Annotated in this window: 19 protein-coding genes; 11 read left to right on the forward strand and 8 right to left on the reverse strand. The window is 63.8% G+C overall.

Annotated elements, in window-relative coordinates:
- Positions 1–105: 105 nt before the first annotated feature.
- The 5 genes from HOY34_RS05495 to HOY34_RS05510 form a co-directional block, all read right to left on the reverse strand.
- Positions 106–732: a hypothetical protein gene (locus HOY34_RS05495; protein WP_172360609.1), complete on the reverse strand. Its 627-nt coding sequence runs from the start codon at positions 730–732 to the stop codon at positions 106–108.
- Positions 729–1,226: a hypothetical protein gene (locus HOY34_RS05500; RefSeq protein ID WP_172360611.1), complete on the reverse strand. Its 498-nt coding sequence runs from the start codon at positions 1,224–1,226 to the stop codon at positions 729–731. Before HOY34_RS05500 ends, HOY34_RS05495 begins: the two co-directional genes overlap by 4 nt.
- A gap of 133 nt (positions 1,227–1,359) precedes the next feature.
- Positions 1,360–1,485: a hypothetical protein gene (locus tag HOY34_RS22285; protein ID WP_301538881.1), complete on the reverse strand. Its 126-nt coding sequence runs from the start codon at positions 1,483–1,485 to the stop codon at positions 1,360–1,362.
- 81 nt (positions 1,486–1,566) lie between these two features.
- Positions 1,567–2,529 (reverse strand): aspartate carbamoyltransferase catalytic subunit, encoded by a 963-nt coding sequence (locus tag HOY34_RS05505; RefSeq protein WP_172360613.1) that lies wholly within the window; start codon positions 2,527–2,529, stop codon positions 1,567–1,569.
- A 142-nt stretch (positions 2,530–2,671) separates the two neighbouring features.
- Positions 2,672–3,520 carry a hypothetical protein gene (locus tag HOY34_RS05510; protein WP_172360615.1) on the reverse strand — a complete coding sequence of 283 codons (849 nt, stop codon included), beginning with the start codon at positions 3,518–3,520 and terminating at the stop codon, positions 2,672–2,674.
- Positions 3,521–3,691: 171 nt separating this feature from the next.
- Here HOY34_RS05510 and HOY34_RS05515 point away from each other — a divergent pair, with 171 nt between their 5' ends.
- The 5 genes from HOY34_RS05515 to HOY34_RS05535 all read left to right on the forward strand — a co-directional run bounded on the left by HOY34_RS05515 (position 3,692) and on the right by HOY34_RS05535 (position 7,912).
- A complete protein-coding gene (locus HOY34_RS05515) occupies positions 3,692–4,597 on the forward strand; it encodes a uracil-DNA glycosylase (protein WP_172360709.1) in 906 nt (301 codons plus the stop codon).
- The gene (locus HOY34_RS05520; RefSeq protein WP_172360617.1) at positions 4,597–5,211 is read left to right on the forward strand and encodes a hypothetical protein; all 615 of its coding nucleotides are present in this window, start codon (positions 4,597–4,599) and stop codon (positions 5,209–5,211) included. Before HOY34_RS05515 ends, HOY34_RS05520 begins: the two co-directional genes overlap by 1 nt.
- 136 nt (positions 5,212–5,347) lie before the next feature.
- Positions 5,348–5,962: a LysE family translocator gene (locus HOY34_RS05525; RefSeq protein WP_172360711.1), complete on the forward strand. Its 615-nt coding sequence runs from the start codon at positions 5,348–5,350 to the stop codon at positions 5,960–5,962.
- Entirely contained in the window at positions 5,959–6,492 is a 534-nt protein-coding gene (gene moaB / locus HOY34_RS05530; protein ID WP_172360619.1) for a molybdenum cofactor biosynthesis protein B, read from the forward strand. The genes HOY34_RS05525 and moaB overlap by 4 nt, the downstream gene beginning before the upstream one ends.
- A 73-nt stretch (positions 6,493–6,565) precedes the next feature.
- Complete coding sequence (locus tag HOY34_RS05535) at positions 6,566–7,912, forward strand: hypothetical protein (protein WP_172360621.1); 1,347 nt, start codon at positions 6,566–6,568, stop codon at positions 7,910–7,912.
- Positions 7,913–7,957: 45 nt separating this feature from the next.
- Here HOY34_RS05535 and HOY34_RS05540 read toward each other — a convergent pair whose 3' ends face one another.
- Both HOY34_RS05540 and HOY34_RS05545 read right to left on the reverse strand, forming a co-directional pair.
- Complete coding sequence (locus HOY34_RS05540) at positions 7,958–8,881, reverse strand: dimethylarginine dimethylaminohydrolase family protein (protein WP_172360623.1); 924 nt, start codon at positions 8,879–8,881, stop codon at positions 7,958–7,960.
- A gap of 15 nt (positions 8,882–8,896) precedes the next feature.
- A complete protein-coding gene (locus HOY34_RS05545) occupies positions 8,897–10,495 on the reverse strand; it encodes a zinc-binding metallopeptidase family protein (protein WP_216654648.1) in 1,599 nt (532 codons plus the stop codon).
- A gap of 212 nt (positions 10,496–10,707) precedes the next feature.
- On the opposite strand from HOY34_RS05545, the gene HOY34_RS05550 reads away from it, so the two are divergent.
- From HOY34_RS05550 to HOY34_RS05575, 6 genes are all read left to right on the forward strand, one after another.
- Entirely contained in the window at positions 10,708–11,592 is an 885-nt protein-coding gene (locus HOY34_RS05550; protein ID WP_172360625.1) for a LysR substrate-binding domain-containing protein, read from the forward strand.
- A 229-nt stretch (positions 11,593–11,821) separates the two neighbouring features.
- Positions 11,822–12,850, forward strand: a complete 1,029-nt coding sequence (locus HOY34_RS05555; protein WP_366926915.1) for an ABC transporter ATP-binding protein — start codon at positions 11,822–11,824, stop codon at positions 12,848–12,850.
- A 75-nt stretch (positions 12,851–12,925) separates the two neighbouring features.
- On the forward strand, positions 12,926–14,038 hold the full coding sequence (locus tag HOY34_RS05560) for an ABC transporter substrate-binding protein (RefSeq protein WP_172360627.1): 1,113 nt from the start codon (positions 12,926–12,928) through the stop codon (positions 14,036–14,038).
- Between the two features lie 84 nt (positions 14,039–14,122).
- Positions 14,123–14,935 carry an ABC transporter permease gene (locus HOY34_RS05565; protein WP_172360629.1) on the forward strand — a complete coding sequence of 271 codons (813 nt, stop codon included), beginning with the start codon at positions 14,123–14,125 and terminating at the stop codon, positions 14,933–14,935.
- Positions 14,932–15,741, forward strand: a complete 810-nt coding sequence (locus HOY34_RS05570; protein ID WP_172360631.1) for an ABC transporter permease — start codon at positions 14,932–14,934, stop codon at positions 15,739–15,741. The genes HOY34_RS05565 and HOY34_RS05570 overlap by 4 nt, the downstream gene beginning before the upstream one ends.
- The gene (locus HOY34_RS05575) at positions 15,738–17,342 is read left to right on the forward strand and encodes a 5-guanidino-2-oxopentanoate decarboxylase (protein ID WP_366926916.1); all 1,605 of its coding nucleotides are present in this window, start codon (positions 15,738–15,740) and stop codon (positions 17,340–17,342) included. The genes HOY34_RS05570 and HOY34_RS05575 overlap by 4 nt, the downstream gene beginning before the upstream one ends.
- A 76-nt stretch (positions 17,343–17,418) precedes the next feature.
- Here HOY34_RS05575 and HOY34_RS05580 read toward each other — a convergent pair whose 3' ends face one another.
- Positions 17,419–19,014, reverse strand: a complete 1,596-nt coding sequence (locus tag HOY34_RS05580; RefSeq protein ID WP_172360633.1) for a phosphoenolpyruvate carboxykinase — start codon at positions 19,012–19,014, stop codon at positions 17,419–17,421.
- Positions 19,015–19,100 lie beyond the last annotated feature (86 nt).

The raw sequence follows: 19,100 nt of genomic DNA on the forward strand, positions 1-19,100 counted from the left end.
CGCTTGCCCGGAGGGGCCAGTTCCCGACCCGGAAGGGGGGGGGCGGTGACCCGACGGCAAGGCCGGGAGTGGCAGAGACAGTTTCGCGGCTGGGGTCGGGCTGGCTCATGCTGTGCCTGGCCCCGCGTTGATATCAGAGCGGGGTCCGCCCTGGCCTGAAAGGGCGGTCATCAGGCGAAACACCTCGGGGGCGTCGGCGATATTTTCGAAGCCCACCATGCCATTGCCGGGAGAGGATGGTATCAGACGCAGCGCGTCAGAGTATCGTGCTGGCCGACCCGGATGCAGGGACGCGCGAAACCAGACCGCGCGATTTGCCTCATCCAGGAGGATCTTCTGCTCTGGATCCAGCGCATAGCGTCTGGTCCCCAAGAGCGGCAGCGAGATAAACGCCGTATCTTTGGTCAGGGCATAGCTGCGAAACCGCAGACGCAGCCAGTTGCCAGACAGCGCCCCGACGACACGGGCCAGCCCATAAAGAGCCAGCGCCGGCCCCAAAAGCGCGACCAGCGCCCCGCCCAGACCCGGAGCGCGATGTCCTCCTCTGAATTGCTGCATCAGGGCCAGCCCCTCTGGCCAGAGCAGGGGCGTCAGCCATACCCCAAAGGCGCATAACAGCAATCCGGTGGCACTTTGCCTGCCGGGCAGAGCACGCCAGTTCACAACGGTCTCGGGATGGCCAAAGTCAGGACGGCCAGACCAGATCATCCCGGATGATGTCTGCCTGCTCATGGCTGCGGGGGCCTGCCTGTATCCTGCGCTGCGGCGGCTGCGGCATCGCCTGCAGGTGCGGACATCAGGCGAAAGACCCGCCGTGCCTCGGGGATCTGTTCAAAGCCGATGCGGCTTTCGCGCTCATCCAGGCTATTGAAAAACTTCTGGAAATCAAAGCGCATCAGGGCCTGGCCATCGGCGCGGCGGCTGGCAAACCAGACCGAGCCGGGCAGCCCCTCTTGCAAGACCGGGCGAAAACCTGCGTCGCGGGGATAGCGCTCCAGCTGGCGACGGCCGAGGATTTCGGTGGCGATAAAGGCGTGACGGTCGGTCAGGGTGTAATGGCTGCCGCGCAGCCGCAGCCAGTGGCGCATCGGGCCGCCAAAAGCGGAGGTCAGCCCTTTGTAAAGCACGGGCAGGCCAAACAGCATGAACAAAAGCCCAAAGCCCGACAGGCGTCCGAAAGGGGCACCCGAGGCCATGGCCATCCAGAAAAGCGCAAATCCGGTCATGGCCAGGCCCTGGAAAAGGCGCGGCCCGATCAGCTGTGTCCAGTCAAAGCCAGCCTCGGGGCGGCCCTGCCAGAGGATGGTCTCGCCCGGGTCGAGAATATCTTCCCATCCGGGGGGGCGCCGCGCTCATGGCTCAGCCCCCGATCCAGACAAAGGCCACGGTCAGCACAACCAGCACCAGCAAAACGGCGGTGGCGACCATGCCGCCCTGGCGCATCTCGGCCTTTGTGGGTTTGCGGTTCGGGTCCGGAGAGGTCATCCACATCTCCTTGCGATTTCACGCGGGGCGCTCACCATTGCCGGAATGGCGCAGAAGGGGGCCGGGCGATGGGGGGCGCGCTCAGACATAGCTTTCGGCGATCTTGCGGCCGCGATCCGCCCGCAGGTTCCGCGCCAGCAGATCCATACAGGCCATACGCACCGCGACGCCCATCTCGACCTGGTCCTGGATGACCGAGCGGTTGATGTCATCGGCGATCTCGCCGTCGATCTCGACGCCCCGGTTCATCGGCCCGGGGTGCATCACGATGGCATCGGGTTTGGCAAAGGCCAGCTTTTCCGCGTCCAGCCCATAGCGGTGATAATATTCGCGCATCGAGGGCACGAAACCGCCATCCATCCGCTCTTTCTGAAGGCGCAGCATCATCACCACATCGGCGCCACGCAGGCCCTCACGCATATCCTCAATCACGGTGGCACCCAGCTCGGCAAAGCCCGCAGGCATCAAGGTCGGTGGCCCGATCAGCCGCAGATTGTTGCCCATCTTGCCGAGTAAGATCAGGTTCGAACGCGCCACCCGGCTGTGGGCCACGTCGCCGCAGATCGCAATCGTCAGCCGGTCGATCCGCCCTTTGGCACGGCGGATCGTCAGCGCATCCAGCAGCGCCTGGGTTGGGTGCTCATGCCGCCCGTCGCCCGCATTCAGCACCGCGCAATTCACCTTTGACGCCAGCAGATTGACCGCGCCCGAGGCCCCGTGCCGCACCACCAGCAGATCGGGGTGCATCGCATTCAGCGTCATCGCGGTGTCGATCAGCGTCTCGCCCTTTTTCACCGAAGAGGTCGCCATGTTCATATTCATCACATCGGCGCCAAGGCGCTTTCCGGCGATCTCAAAACTCGACTGCGTGCGGGTCGAATTCTCGAAGAACATATTGATCTGCGTCATCCCCGCCAGGGTGTCGGATTGTTTGACGGTGCGGCGGTTCAGATCGACATAGCGGTCGGCGAGATCCAGGATGGTGGTGATCTCAAGCGGCGAGAGCTGCTCGATCCCGAGAAGGTGGCGGGCATGAAAGGCCATGAGCAATTTCCCTCTTGTTCGCGCGCGTGTTCCGCTTGCCCGCTTATGGCAAAGCGGGCGCGATGGGGCAAGGCTGTGGCGGGGTGCGCCAGAATGATTGCCCACGGATGATTGCGGCAGGAGTGCTGGCTGCCGGGCGATCTCAGGGGGCTGGCGGCAAAATCGGGCCCGGCTCTGGCTGGCAGTTGGCAGCCGGGCCGTCATCCCGGACAGCTGAAAGATCGCGCCAGTCAAAGTCGTATTCCTGGGTCCATTCGGTTTCCTCATTGCGCGAGTCGCCCGGCGACTGGTCATCGGCCATCCGAAAGCGCAGCAAAACGGGCCCTGGGGTGGTCAGTTTTGTCATCGGTCGCGCTGGCGGGGCGCTGATGATCCCGCTGGCCACGCAGGCGCTTGTGTGATCGCGCGCGTTGACCGAGGCGGCAAGGCGGCGCAGCTCGTTTTCGAACTGCAGCGAATCCCAGGTGTTGAAGGCGGTGAAAAGGCTGACGCCAAGCCAGAACCCGCAGGTCATGCCGCTGTAGCGTTTTCGCCCGCGTATCAGCATGCCCCCCGCCAACAGGGCCACCAGCAAGGCCACCGCGCCAAAGATCAGCACATGCAGCAGGATCGGCCAGGGCAGGCCGGCCATCAGCGGCGCCAGCATCTTCCACAGCAGGGCCGCCAGCGGGCCTCCGGCCAGAAAGGCAAGCGTCACATGGGCGGTCTTCAGGGCCTGGCGGTCGCGGCCGCCATCGGTGCCGTTTTCGCGGATCAAAGTCTCAAAGCTCATGCGCAGAAGAAGGGCCACCACCATCACCACCAGCCCGACCAGGACAGGGGGCATGAAGATCAGGCTGAAACTGCCCGGATAGAAATCCTGTGTCAGCAGACGAAGGGCAGAGCCGGGCAGGGCCGAGACCAGGATCAGCAGCCACAAACAAAGGCCCCATCGAAAGGGCAGCAGCAGCGCGGCCATCAGCGGCACAGGCAACAGCACCAGCAGGTCCATGAGATCCTCCGTGAAATCCTCCGTCACGCTTTAATACAAAAACTGGCCGGCCCTGCAGAGCCTTCGGAACGCGATCCGGGCCGTTTTGCCGAAGGCGCGCGAGCGGGGGCGGCCCTGCGTCGGACTATGCAGCCGCTTGCTGCGCCGGGCAAGTCGGCCTACCTTTCGCGGATGGGAATCGACGTGGAAAATCTGGCCGATGGCGCGGCGCAAGAGCTGGCGGCTTTTGCGGCCTCAGACTGGGATGCGGCGCTGGCGGCGCTTGGCTGGCAGCTGGATTGCGGTATTGATGAGGTGATCGGGGAAGAGTCGGTCAACCGCTATGATGTGGTGGTCGAAAAGCCCGCGCCCCGCAATACGCCATCGCCCAATCCCCAGCCCGGGGCCGCGCGCACAGCGCCCGGCGGCGCGGCGCAAAGCCCCGTGATAGCCGAGGCCCCGCCGCTGCCTGAGGTGGATCCGGTGGCGGTCGCCCGCCAGAGCGCTGCGGGGGCAGGCTCGCTTGAGGCGCTGCTGGACGCGATCCGCAGCTTTGAGCTGTGCGACCTGAAGCGCGGTGCCCGCAACACAGTCTTTGCTGACGGAAATCCAAAGGCCCGGCTGATGATCCTGGGCGAGGCCCCGGGGCGCGAAGAAGATCAGGAGGGCCGCCCCTTCGTCGGTGAGGCAGGCCAGCTTCTGGACAATATGCTGGCCGCAATCGGCCTGTCACGCACCAGCCCTGACCCGGCGACCTCGGCCTATATCACCGCGCTTATGCCCTGGCGGCCCGAGGGCGGGCGCGATCCCAGCCCCTCTGAGATCGCCATGATGCTGCCCTTCGTGCAGCGCCATATCGCGCTGGCCGATCCTGATGTGATCCTGGTGCTGGGCAATGCACCGCTTTTCGCGCTGACCGGGCAACGCAGCATCCTGCGGGCGCGTGGCCAGTGGGGGAAGGTGGACGGCGAAAACGCAGCGGGAAAGCCGCTTTTGCCAGGTTTCCATCCCACCTATCTGTTGCGAAATCCCGGCGCAAAGCGCGAGGCCTGGGCCGATCTGCAGTCCCTTCGCGCCTTTCTTGACCGGACTGCCTGATGCGCCCCCCGTTTTCTGTTTTGCCGCTGACCCTGGCCCTGACCCTGGCCCTGCTGCCCGGTCTGCTTTTCCCCGTTGCGGGCCAGGCCCAGGACTGGATCGATTTCGGCCTTTTGATGCGTGAAAACGCTGATCGTGTCATGGTCATCACTGACGCCAACGGCCAGCCCGAGCAGGTGCTGGATCTGGGCGACGGGGTGAAGGTCACCTGCGCAGACGGCAGTTGCTATGGCGAGGATCCCAAAGGGGCCATCGGCTGCAACTTCGCCATCATGGTTGATATTGCCGCGCTGAATGCTGCCTGTCCGGGCAATCTGGATGCCGCCGCAGAGACCCGGCTGGGCGCGAATTTTGACATTCTTGGCGCCTTCATTGAGGCCAATGCCGTGCCGCCCCGCCCGGCGGGCTATGCGCGGGATCTGCTGCACAGCGCGATCGAGCGTCAGAATGGCGTCGGGGCAGATGAGACGGCGGCGATCTGCAAACGCTTGCAGCCCGGCCCTGATGGCGATCTGGCAGAGATGCTGGATTTCGTTGCCAGCGAAGAGTTTACAGCGGTGCTGGATGAGGTGCTGACCACCCCGCGCCTGCCGGTAATGAATCCCTGCCTTTGAATTTCGGCTCTTTGCCCGGACATTCGGGGGACTTGCGCGATATTGCCTTTGCAGCCTGCTGGCCGCAGTCTGTCGTTGGCGCAGTCCCTGTCTGAAAGGCCAAATCCCCGTGTTTTTCGCCGCATTTCCTGTCGAGATGGTTACGCTGCTGGCTTTTCTGCCCGCAGCGCTGGCGCTGAATCTGACGCCGGGGGCGGATATGATGTTCGTGCTGGCGCAGGGCCTGAAAGGCGGGGCCAGGGCCGGAATGGCGGCCAATCTGGGCATCGCGCTTGGCTGTTTCGTGCATGTTCTGGTGGCGGGCCTGGGTCTTGCGGCGCTGCTGAAAGCCTATCCGATGGCCTTTGAGGTGATCCGCTGGGGGGGCGTGGCCTATCTGATCTGGCTGGCGTTCCGGTCCTGGAATGCGGGCCGGCCCCAGATCGTCCAGGTCGCCCGCAGCCCGGGCCTGCGCATCTTCCGTGAGGCGCTGGTGGTCAATCTGCTGAACCCCAAGGTGGCGCTGTTCATCCTGGCTTTTCTGCCGCAATTCGTTGCCGCCGCGCGTCCGGTTTTGCCGCAGTTCCTGGCGCTTGGGGTGATCATTTGCGCGGGGGGGCTGGTGGTCAATGGTGCGGTCGGGATATTTGCGGGGCGGATCGGGCGGGTGCTTTTGCGCTCTGACCGGGCCGCGACGGCGATGAACCGGGTGACAGGCGGCATTTTCGCGGCGCTCGCGCTGCGCCTTGCGATAATGGAGAGAACAGCATGACAACCCCGCGCCCGTTTATTGCGACCAGGATCGCGGTGCTGACCGTCTCGGATACGCGCAGCCTGGCCGATGACCGCTCGGGCGATACGCTGGTTGCGCGGCTGGAAGGCGCGGGCCATATCCTGGCCGCCCGCGCGATTGTCACCGATGACCGGGCGCTGATCGCCGATCAGCTGCGGGCCTGGATCGCGGACGAGGGCGTCGATGTAGTGATCTCAACGGGCGGCACGGGCCTCACGGGCCGCGATGTGACGGTCGAGGCGCATCATGATGTCTATGAGAAGGAAATCACCGCCTTTTCCACCGTTTTCACTGTGGTCTCGATGCAGAAGATCGGCACCTCTGCGGTGCAAAGCCGCGCCTGCGCGGGGGTTGCGGGCGGGACATATCTCTTCGCGCTGCCCGGCTCGACCGGCGCCTGCAAGGATGCCTGGGACGAGATCCTGGTCAAACAGCTGGATTACCGCCACAGCCCCTGCAACTTCGTCGAGATTTTCCCCCGGCTGGAAGAGCACAAGCGGCGGAAGTGACCGCGAAAGTTCAGCGACCCCTGCGCCCGGCACGCATCATGGTCGTTTGCACAGCCCCGATGGAATGCCCCCGATGAAAAAACGCCTTGTCCCGCTGTCACTTCTGTTCTTTGTGCCCTTTCTGCCGGGTCTGTTGATCGGGCGGCCTGTGCCGTTTTGGCCTTATCTGCTGCCTGTTCCGTTTCTGGCGATTTCCATTCTTTCGCTGGTGCTGATGGCTGTCTTCGCGCTGCTGCCCTGGCTTGGGCTGCTGGGAACCGTCTCTGAGGTCTGGCGCGGCAGGGTCCATCGGCTTTGGCTTCTTCCGGTGGGGGCGGTTTTCGCGGGTTATTACGCGATGTTCGCCTGGGAAAATCACCGCTATCAGCAAGAGCTGCGTGAACGGGCCGGGGCGAATGCGACGGTGCAGGTGCCCTTCGACCCCGCCCGCCAGGCGCTGGTCCTGCCGCTGTATCCTGCGGGTGAGCTGCTCCGGGATTATGGGGTGCCGGTTGCCTATATTGGCAATCCGACAGACCCTTCCGCGCCCACGCAGGCGCTGCGTTATATCGACAGGGCGCTGTGCGCGGAATTGCTGGCACGCTTGCCTGACGGCTGGATTCCGGGCATCGATTTTGGGGGCAACTATCTTCCGGTCCGACAGGATCAATGCATGCTGACCCTGCCCGAAGTGCCCGATCTGCCGGTCATCCGGGTAGGTTTGCCGCCTGAGGGATCTGAGGGGCACGGGCCTCATCCCAGCGACAGGGGCTATCTGATTGCGTCGCCCGATGGGGCCGCGCCGGTGATCCTGCGCGATCCTGCGCCGGCTGGGTTGCCCCTGCCCTGGTGGCCCGACCTGGGCGGGTTTTGCGGGCGGCTTTTCGGCAAAAGCGCCGCGGCCATGGGGTGTGTCAGGCTCGACTGGCGTCAGGAATGGCGGATCGCGCCCAACCGGACAGAGGCTCTTGCAACCGCGCTTGGGCTGAAAAAGGTCGGGCCCGGGGGGCGGGTGCTTTCCGATCCTGATCTGGTGCGTCGGAAATTCGATGCGGTGCTGGCAGATATGGTGGCCGAGCAGATCCGGCGCGCCGACCTCTGGATTGCGGGGCGCCCAAATGGGGTGGGGCCGGACAGTCCTGAGATGGTGCAGCCGATTGCGGCCCATCTGGCGCTGAACCCCGGTGCATTCAGCAGTCGCGCAGGGCAGATCGTCGCGGCGCTTGAGGCCGAGGCTGCGACCGAGGCTGCGACCGACGCGCCTGATCAGACCCGGATGCGCAGCCTCGAAACGCTGCTTGCGGCTTTGCCCGGGGCCGATCTTGCACCGCTTTTGCCGCGTCTTGAGCGGCTGCAGGTCGCCCAGGCCTGGCAGCCGGGCGAAAGGCTGAGCCGGGCCATGGCCGACCAGCCTCGCCCGCCAGAACCTGCGCAGGACTGAACCTGCGCAGGGCTGATCGGGTTTCTGCCGGATATCTCTCTGGCCTCACCCCTCGCGTTTCAGGGCCTGGGCCATGCAGTGGATGCCGCCGCCGGTCTTTGAGATCTCGGCCGTGTCGACCACTGCCACCTCAAAGCCGCGGGCTTTCAGCTGGCCGATCAGTGTCTGTGAGGATTTCGGCGCGATCACCCGGTCACCGCCGAGGCTCATGAAATTGCACCCCAAAGCCATCGTGTCCTGGAAGGGCACATCGATGATCTCATGGCCTTTCGCCTTCAGCCAGTCGACGATGGCAGGCTCGGTGCAGGCCAGGCAGACGGCGGTCAGTTTCGGCGCGATCGGCACCACCATCAGGTCGATATGGACGTAATATTCGTCGATGAAGGCGAGGCGGACCTCCCAGCCCTCATCCTCGAACCAGCCCGCCACCTGGCGCGAGCCTTCCTCGTTGGAGCGCGCGCCGCCGCAGCCGATCAGCAGCACGCCTTCCTCGATCACATTGAAATCGCCGCCCTCGAAGGTGCCAGCGGTCACCATGTCATAGATCGGGATGCCCAGGCTTTCATAATGGCGGATGGCTGCGTAATTCTCGCCCCGGCGCCAGGGCTGGCTCATGGCGGTGATTACCGCGCCATAGGGCGTCATGACCGAGCTGTCGCGGGTATAGACCTGCATCGGCAGCTCTGCCTGAGGCGGCACGGTATGGACGCGGACGCCGAAATTCTCATAGGCGGCCTTCAGCTCCTTATGCTGGGCCTGGGCCTCCTGGATGTTCGAGGGGTTCTCGCGCAGGTGTTTGCGGGACAAAGACGAGGTCGCCATATGGCGCAGATAGGCCGGATCCCCCAAGAGCACATCGGTCAGCCGGTCGGTCTCATTTGCAAACCCCCAATGCGTCAGCGGCTGGGTGCCGCCGCCCGCTTTGCGGCGCTGAAGAGAAAAGGGCTCAGGTTTCGTCTGCATGTTCATATCTCTCTCCTGTTGTTAGGCGCCGGGCATTGAGGACGGGATCCACCAGTCACGCCCGCGCGGCGTGGTGACATATTCGGGCCAGCGGAAATGGATGGGGGGCGGATAGTCGCAAAGCGGCGGGATCGGGGCCTCGTCGCGCCGCGTCTCAAACTCGGCCCACATGGCGTTGCGGGTGGGCGCATCTTCCAGGATCCGCAGCGCAGAAAGCGCCAGCACCTCGGCGGCCTTTTGCACCATCGGGTCGATGGTTTCAGGGATACCGCCAAGCGCGTTCATCACCCAGGGCGCGTAAACATAGCCTGGCGGCGCATTCAGCGCGGGCCGGGCGATATAAAACCGCGCCGTGGGGGCGTGCCAGGTCATGTCAGTGTAATCATCCGAGGTGGAGTTCCGCTGCGAGGGCGGCAGATCCTCGCGCAGGATTTTTTCGGCGGTCTCGGGGTCGATCAGCCGGGTCATCTCGGGGATGAAGGGCTCGGCCATCGGCGTCAGGCCCAGGTTTGACTGGATTTCGCGGGCGATGTCTTTGGCCGCCTCATTCCATTCCGGCGCACCGGCGGCCTGCATCGCGTCCCAGACGACCGAGGCAATGGCGTGGTTCGCCAGACCCGGGCGCGATTTGCAGACCCAGTGGCGTTCAACCCGGCAGCCTGTCATCGCCGCCGCATGTTCGGCATTGCGATCCAGCGCGGCGGTCACCGCCTCGGCCATCGCCAGTGTCGGCACCCGCATCATATACTGGATCTCGGCAAGGCCCGCGGGCAGGTTGTCGGCGGTGGCCTGGCCTGCGGTCAGGATCGCCTCGGATATCGACCAGCCGCCCTGATGCGGCAGCATCGAATCGCGCAAAGATTTCGATGTCAGGAACATCAGGTTCAGCGCGTCATTGGCGCCGGGGGCCCGCACCGCCGAATGTGACTGCGGGATTGGTGCCCCGTCATGCGCGCCCCAGGTCTGCGGCTCATCACAGATGAAACGGTAGATCATCGAGTAGGCCGCGCCGCAATGCGTGTCCCAGCGGACCGTGTTGCACATCGGCAGCATGTAGAAGGGGTGGAAGGACAGGATCGCCGCCAGCCCGTCATAATAGCCCTTCGCGGCATGGATCGGCTTTGAGCCGCGCACCTTTTCGGCAGGCTCGCCGGTAAAGCGCAGGCCCCCTTTGATGCCGTGTTTCTCCATAGCGGCCTTGGTTGCCAGCAGCCCGGCCAGCCCCGCGATGCCAAGCCCCGAATGCGGATCGGTATGGCCGCCCGCCTGAAAGCCCAGGCCCTCGCGCGGCTCGCGCCGGGTGCTGGCGGCCTGACAGTTGCCGGGCACTGCGTCATATTCGGCATACATGCCGATGACCGGGCCCCCTTCTGACGCGGGCCCATTCGACCAGGTGGCGCAAAAGGCGGTCGGCATGCCCGCCGAGCCCTCTTCGACGGTAAACCCCTCGGCCCGCAGGCGTTCGACATACCAGGCGCAGGATCGGTATTCGCGCCAGGCGGTCTCGCCGTAGGAAAAGATCGTCGCGCACCAGGCGGAATGTTCGGACGCGCGGGCGGCAATCGCCTGTTGCGCAGAGATCTGGGCGGCAGAAAGAGGCGGGGCGGCAGATTTGGTCATGAAGCGACTCTGATCCGGGGCAAAGGGGGCAGGTGAGGCGGGGTCAGGTGCGGCCCTCTGGTGTTTTCGGGGCCGCATTCTTCAAGGGCTAACAGCGCCTGTGCCTGCCGCAAAAGTGAAACCTTTTCCGGCTGTCGACAAAAATAATTCACCTCATGCTTGCACGGGGCGTTGAATGGGCCAGAGTGGTCACGTCTGAACCGGAGGCAGTCATGGCCCGTATCCCCTCGACCCAGGCGCTGCGTGCGCTGGAAAGCTTTGCCCGTCACGGCACCGTCTGGCAGGCCGCAGACGAGCTGCATCTGACGCGCAGCGCCGTCAGTCATCAGCTGCGCCTGCTGGAGCGTGATCTGGGCTTCCGGCTGATGAATCGCATCGGCACCAGGGCCGAGCTGACGCCCCAGGGCCAGGCCTATGCCGCTGACATTCGCCGGGCGCTGTCGATGATCGCGGGCTCTGCCACCCGCAATGCGGCGCGGGGCGTCAGCGGATCCCTGTCGGTCAGCTGCCCGCCCGGCTTTGCCTCGAGCTGGCTTTGCGGCAAGGTTGGCGGCTTTGTCGAATCTTTCCCGGATGTTATGCTATCCGTTCAGATCCCCCGCCGCCTGGATGATGTCTCAAACCCCGATATCGATATTTTCATCACCTTTGGCCTGGGCAATCAGCCGGATATGGAGGTCGAGCTGCTGAAAGAGGTGGATTTCACCCCCCTTTGCAGCCCGGCCTGGCTGAACCGCTTTGAAAGCATTCCCGATCCCGGGGCGCTGTCGGCGGCGACGCTGCTGCATCTGGGCGATTACGAGGATTGGGAGGGCTGGTTTCGCCTGGCAGGCATGCCGGGCGAGGCGGCGCATCGGGGCCTTTTGTTCGGCGATATGAACCTGGTCTATGCGGCGGCCCTGGGGGCGCAGGGCATTGCGATGGGCGATGAATTCATCTGCCAGGATGCGATCCGGGCCGGGCATCTGGTGCGCCCCTTTGATCTGTCGCTGCGCTCTGCCCGTTCCTATTTCATGGTGGTTCCGCCTGAAAAACAGGGCAATCCCACAGTTGCCGCTTTTCATGACTGGCTGCTGGATGAACTGATCGGTGATTAGGCGGTTTTTGATCGATTACCCCCCTGAGTGACAAATTTCATTTCCCGAAGGGGTGAAAAACTTTCTATTGTTTTTCAGCGGCCATGCCCGCAGGCTTTGAAAATATTCTGCCCGGCTGCCCTGTCCGCACTCTGTTTGGGCAATGGCAGGCGGCCCCGGAGATCTGGTCACAGACCTCTGATCTATGACCTCAGACCTCTGAACCCGCAACTCTGGCAAGGGATAGCAAGTGACGCAGGCAGCAGAAATCGGTGCATCAGGGATCGGCAAGATGTTCGGGCGCTTTACCGCGCTGCAAGACATCTCGATGACGATCGGGCGGGGCGAATTTGTCACTTTGCTGGGGCCCTCGGGTTCGGGGAAAACCACTTTTCTGATGATCCTCTCGGGGTTTGAGGCGCCCACTTCGGGCCGCCTGACACTTGATGGCCAGGACATGACCGAAACCCCGCCCGAGGCGCGCGGCTTTGGCATGGTTTTCCAGGGCTATGCGCTGTTTCCGCATATGACGGTTGAGGAAAACATCGCTTTCCCGCTGAAGGTTCAGGGCCGCTCGGCCGCCGATATTTCCTGCCGTGTCAAAGAGATGGTCGAGATGGTCGGCCTTGGCGGCCATGGTCATAAGCGGCCCGCGGGCCTGTCTGGCGGGCAGCAGCAGCGGGTGGCGCTGGCCCGTGCGCTGGCCTATGCGCCGCCGGTCTTGCTGCTGGACGAGCCATTCTCGGCGCTGGACAAGAACCTGCGCGGCCAGATGCAGGATGAGATGCGCCGTATCCACCAGGAGACCGGCACCACCTTTGTCTTTGTCACCCATGACCAGGAAGAGGCGCTGGCGCTGTCCTCGCGGATTGCGATTTTCGAGAAGGGCCAGCTGCAGCAGATCGCCCCCCCGCGTGAGATCTATGAACGCCCGGCCAATCGCTTTGTTGCGGAATTCCTGGGCGATATCAATATCCTGCCCGTATCCGGCACCAGCATTGAGGGCCGCGCCATCCGCCTGCCCGATGGGGCGGGCGATCACCTGGCGATCCGGCCCGAATATATGGATCTGTCGCTGTCAGAGCCGGGCGAGGGCAATGCGCTGCCCGTGCAGCTGCGCGATCTGACCTATCTGGGCGCCGAGACCCGGCTTTTGCTGGCCACCAAAGCGGGCGTTCCGGTCACCCTGCATGTGCCCACCGCCAAGCTGCCCGAGGGGCTGGCCCCCGGTGCCGCGCTCTGGACCAGCTGGGAGGCGTCGCGCGGCTTTTTGCTTTAACCGATACGGCCGGGACAGATCCGCCATCAGATGCGGACGCCGGAGACTGCCACATCCTCAACAGGGAGACAGAGAATGAACAGAGCATTCCAGCAGGATCAGTTGGAAATTCTGGCGATGAAGGCCCGCAAGGGTCAGATTTCGCGGCGCAATTTCAACACGGGTCTTGCGATTTTGCTGGGCACCTCGGCGCTTGGGCTGGGCGGCCGGGCCAATGCCCAGACCAAAGAGCTGGTGATGGTGAACTGGGGGGGCGACGCGGGCGCAGCCTATGACGCCGCCTATGGCAAACCTTTCCTTGAGGCGACCGGGATCACCGTGCGCCAGGATGGATCCGGCCCGACCGAGGGCGCGATCCAGGCGCAGTTTGAAAGCGGCAAGCCGACCTGGGATCTGGTCGATGTCGATGCCTTCTCTGCCGAGGCGCTTGGCAAAAAGGGCATGATGGAGGCGATTGACTATACTATCGTCGACCGCTCGAAATTCCGTGAGGGCTTTGGCTGGGAGTATTCCTCCTCGACCTATTTCTTCTCTTACATCATCGCCTATGACGCGACGAAGTTCGGGGACAACCCGCCGACCGGCATCGCCGATTTCTTCGATCTTGAGAAATTCCCCGGCAAGCGCTCGCTTTACAAATGGGGCGTTGGCGTCTGGGAGGCGCTTTTGCTGGCCGATGGCGTGGCCCCGGGCGACCTTTACCCGCTGGATATCGAGCGGGCGCATAAAAAGCTGGCGGGCTTTAAGGACAATGTCGTCGCCTATTGGGGCGGCGGCTCGGAAAGCCAGTCGCTGCTTCTGGACGGCGAGGCCTCGATGGCGATTGTCTGGTCCACCCGGGCGCGTCTGATCGAGGAAGACAGCGGCGGCGATGTGAAATTCATCTGGAAAGATGGGTTCGTCTCGCCCGGCGCGATGGGCGTGGTCAAGGGCAATCCGGGCGGGGCAGAGGCTGCGATGCAGTTCATCGCCTCGGCCCAGGAGCCTGAAAAGCAGCTGGTGATGTTCAACATGCTGGGCCAGGGGCCGGCAAACCCCGCCACTGATGCGCTGCTGCCTGCGGAAGATGCGAAATACAACCCGGTCTCGCCCGAGAATTTCGCGCAGCAAATGGCCCTGGATATGGGCTGGTATGAAGAGCATTACGGCGCGGCGCTGGATGAATATCTGAAGATCATCTCGGCCTGAGGCTGAACCCCGGGTGCCATGCACCCTGAGGCCCGGATGCCCCGCCGCAATGGCCGGGGCATCCTTTTGACCAGAGGGGGGATCATGCTTCGATCACGTCTTTTGCTGCTGGCACCTTTGCTGATGTTTCTGGCGCTGGCCTATCTTTTGCCCTTTCTGGGGGTGATGCGCTGGAGCGTGACCCTGCCAGAGCCGGGCCTTGGCCAATATGGCACCGCGCTGAGCGATCCGCTGGTGCTGAGTGTGATCTGGCGCACGGTTCGGATCTGTGCGCTGGTGACGGTGCTGGCGGTGGCGGCGGGCTATATGATCACGCTGTTATGGGTGCGCGGCGGGCCCTGGATGCGGCTTTTCGTTGAGCTGTGCATCCTGATCCCCTTCTGGATTTCGGTGCTGACACGGGCCTTTGGCTGGCTGGCGATGCTGTCGAACCGCGGCGTTCTGAACACCTGGGGCCAGGATCTGGGCCTTTTGGCGGAACCCCTGACGCTGGTGCGCAATGAGTTTGGCGTGGTGATTGGGATGGTGCATTTCCTGATCCCCTTCGCGGTTTTCCCGCTGGCCTCGGCCATGCGCACCGTGGATGAGCGCGTTTTGCTGGCCGCGCGCGGCATGGGGGCATCACGGGCGCGGATCTTCTGGCAGGTCTTCGTGCCGATGACGCGCTCGGGCATTTTCGGCGCGATGCTTCTGGTCTTTGTCTTTGCGCTTGGCTTCTTTGTGACGCCGGCGATCCTTGGCGGCGGGCGCTCGGTTCTGGTGGCCGAGCTGATCTGGCTGCGCATCTTCCAAAGCCCCGACTGGGGGCTGGCGGCGGCGATCTCGGTGATCATGATGCTGGCAATCGGGCTTTTGCTGATGCTGACGATGCGATTTGCAAAGGGGACAGGGCGATGACGGTGCTGAGACCCGGGCTTTTGGCCACGATACTGGCGGCGCTGGTCGCGGTTTTCCTGCTGATGCCGCTGATTGCGGTGGTCCCCGTCAGTTTCACGCCGGGGCGCAACCTGTCGATGGCGGGGGATGAGTGGTCTTTGCGCCATTACCGCGCCCTGATCGACAACCCGGCCTGGCTGCAGGGTGTCTGGCTTTCGGTGCGGATCGGGCTGGTCGCCAGCCTTTTCGCCACGGCGCTGGCGGCGGCCTTCAGCCTGGGGATCTGGATGCTGCAGCCGCGCCTTGCCGGGCTTTACATGGGGATTGCGATGCTGCCGATGGTGGCGCCGCCTGTCGTCTCGGCGCTGACGCTGTATTTCTTCCTGACCAGCCTTAGCCAGTGGAACGGGGTGATCGGCTATGACACCTTTATGGGCGTCGCGCTGGCGCATGCGGTGATGGTCGCGCCTTTCGCGGTGGTGCTGATCACGGTGGCGCTGTCGCAGCTGGACCGGCGGATTGATCTGGCGGCACGCTCGATGGGGGCGGGGCTGGGGCAGCGGGTGTTTCGGGTGATCCTGCCCAATATCCGCTTTGGCCTGGGCGCGGCGCTTTTTCTGACCTTCGTCCTCTCATGGGAGGAAATCGGGGTCACGCTCTTTATCACCTCGGTGAATGCGGTCACGCTGCCCAGGATGATGTGGATGGGCCTGCGCGACAATATCGACCCGGCGATCGCTGCGATCTCTGTGCTGCTGATCGTGATCGTGGCGCTGGTTGTGCTGATAAGAACTGCCGTGCAGCTGCGGCAGAAGGGGGATATGTGACGACATCAATCTCAACCGGGGTCTATCTGACCCATCTCTTGCGCCAATATGGGGTAGAGCTGGTTTTCGGCATCCCCGGCGTCCATACGGTCGAGCTGTATCGCGGTCTCACCGGCTCTGGCATCCGCCATATCACCCCCCGGCATGAGCAGGGCGCGGGTTTCATGGCCGATGGCTATGCGCGGGCCTCGGGCAAGCCCGGCGTCTGTTTTATCATCACTGGGCCGGGCATGACCAATATCACCACCGCTATGGGCCAGGCCTATGGCGATTCGATCCCGATGCTGGTGATTTCCACGGTGAATGCGCATGGGCGGATGGGCTCGGGCGAGGGCTGGCTGCATGAGCTGCCCAATCAGCAGGCGCTGGTCTCTGGCGTCTGTGCCTTCTCGCGCACCGTGAACCGCCCCGAAGAGCTGGCAGGCATGCTGGCCCAGGCCTTCGCGGTCTTTAACGGCGCAAGGCCCCGCCCGGTGCATATTGAACTCCCGATCAATGTGATGCTGGCCGAGGCAGGCCATCTGCCGATGCCCGAACCGATGCAGCTGTCGCGTCCCGGCCCCGCGCCTGCCGCCCTGGCTGAAACCGCCCGGCTGCTGGCGGGGGCTGCGCGTCCGGTGATCCTGGCGGGTGGCGGCGCGGCGCGGGCCGAGATCGGGCGGCTGGCCGAGGCTTTTGATGCGCCTTTGGTCATGACCACAAATGCACGCGGATTGCTGCCGCCGGGTCATCCGCTGGCGGTGCCGCTGTCGCCCTCGCTGGGATCGACCAGGGCGCTGATCGCGGGGGCCGACGTGGTGCTGGCGATTGGCACCGAATTTGGCCTGACCGATTACGATATGAATGAGGATGGCGGTTTTGCGCTGCCCGGCACGCTGATCCGCGTCGATCTGGATCCGGTGCATATGGCGCGGGGGATCACGCCGCATCTGGCGATTGTCTCGGATGCGGCGGGCTTTGCCGAGGCGCTGCTGCCGCTTGCCCCGGCCGGGCCGCAAAAGGACGGCGCGGCCCGCGCAGCCCGCGCCTGCAAGGGCCGCGATGATCTGCCAGAGGCCTATCTGCGCGACCTGAACCTTTTGTCGCTGGTGCGCGATACACTGCCCGGCGTGCGCATGGTCGGCGATTCCACCCAGCTGACCTATGCCGGGAATATGAATTATGAGGCCGCCGCGCCCGGTACCTGGTTCAACTCGGCCACCGGGTTCGGCACCCTGGGCTATGGGCTGCCAGCCGCGATTGGTGCGAAGCTGGCGGATGATCGCCCGGTGGTGGCGATCTCAGGCGACGGGGGCCTGCAATTCTCGCTGTCAGAGCTGGCCTCTGCCAGTGAGGCGCAGGTGCCGGTGGTGCTTTTGCTGCATGACAACAGCGGCTATGGCGAGATCAAATCCTATATGATTGCCCGCAATATCCCGACCCTGGGCGTAGATATCTATACGCCCGACCTGGCGAAGATTGCTTCGGCCTCAGGCTGGCATGTCGAGCGGGTCACGGATGTCGTGCAGCTGCCCGATTTCCTGCGCGAGGGCGCGGCAAGATCCGGCCCGACCATGCTGATCTTCGGGGATGACCTGCGGGCGCAGTTGCCACTGGACTAAGGCGCTTACGGAAATCAAACAAAACCGCCCGGAAACCAGCGTTTCCGGGCGGTTTGAATTTCACTTATCGAACAAATCAGCCGATTGCTGCGGCGCGGACATCATCGTCGATATGCGCCACATATTGCGCGAAGTTTTTCGAGAACATCCCGACCAGAACCTGTGCCTGGGCATCATAGGCGGCCTTATCTTCCCAGGTCTCACGCGGGTTCAGCAGAACCGGATCGACGCCGGGCACATCGACCGGAACCTCAAAGCCGAAGTTCGGATCCTTGCGGAACTGCACCCGGCCCAGCGATCCATCCAGCGCCGCCGTCAGCAGTGCGCGGGTCGCCCTGATCGGCATCCGCCGCCCCGTGCCATGCTTGCCGCCGGTCCAGCCGGTATTGACCAGCCAGCAGGATGCGCCGGTTTTGGCGATCTTTTCCTGCAAGAGCTTGCCGTAAACCTCGGGGCGGCGCGGCATGAAGGGGGCGCCGAAACAGGTCGAGAAGGTCGGCGTCGGTTCGGTCACGCCGCGCTCTGTGCCCGGGGTTTTCGAGGTGAAGCCCGAAAGGAAGTGATACATCGCCTGGGCAGGCGTCAGCCGCGAGATCGGCGGCAGAACCCCAAAGGCATCGCAGGTCAGCATCACGATATTCTTCGGCAGACCACCCAGACCCGTTGGGCTTGCGTTCGAGATATAGTCCAGCGGATAGGCGCAGCGCATATTGTCGGTCAGCGAGTTGTCCTCGAAATCGAGGTCAAAGGTCTCGGGATCCCAGACCATATTCTCGACCACGGTCGCAAAGCGATGCGTGGTCGCATAGATCTCCGGCTCGGCCTCGGCCGAGAGGTTGATGGTTTTCGCGTAGCAGCCGCCCTCAAAATTGAAGGTGCCCGTGTCCGACCAGCCATGCTCATCATCGCCGATCAGGATGCGCGAGGGGTCAGCCGAAAGCGTGGTTTTCCCGGTGCCCGACAGGCCGAAGAAAACGGCGGTGTCATCGGGGTTGCCGATGGCGTGGTTGGCCGAGCAATGCATCGGCATCACGCCCTTTTCGGGCAGCAGGTAGTTCAGGATGGTGAAGACCGACTTCTTATTCTCGCCGCCATATTCGGTATTGGCGATCAGCACGGTCTTCTCGTCGAAGTTCAGCGCGATGACGGTATCGGTGCGGCAGCCGTGACGCGCCGGGTCGGCCTTGAAGGACGGCAGGTTGATGATCGTCCACTCAGGTTCGAATTGTTCAAGTTCAGCGGCCTCAGGGCGGCGCAGAAGGTGGCGGATGAACAGATTATGCCAGGCAAGGCCCGTCACCATCCGCACGTCAACCCGGTGCGCAGGGGCGGCGCCTGCGTAAAGATCCTGGACGAAAAGCTCGCGGCCTTTCAGATGGTCCAGCATATCGGCCTTCAGCAAAGCCCAGGCCTCGGGCGTCATCGGCGCGTTGTTTTCCCACCAGATGGTGTTTTCGGTGGCAGCGGTGCGGACCACGAATTTGTCTTTGGGCGAGCGGCCGGTGAACTTCCCCGTCGTGCAGAGAAACGCGCCACCCTTGCCGATATGGCCCTCGCCGCGGGCGACCGCGGCTTCGACAAGTGCTGGCTCACGATAGTTATAGTGGACGGATCCGGCACCTGTGATGCCCTGGTGTTCCAAAGTGCGTTTGGGGTTCACGCGTCCATTCATCGTCATATCCGTGCCAAGCTCCGGTCGCCGCGCGCCTGGCGCGGCCTTGGTTGAAAGATGCGCCCGGGCCTTGGGCGCAGAGGGTC

Source organism: Pseudogemmobacter hezensis (assembly GCF_013155295.1).
Classification (GTDB): Bacteria; Pseudomonadota; Alphaproteobacteria; order Rhodobacterales; family Rhodobacteraceae; genus Pseudogemmobacter; species Pseudogemmobacter hezensis.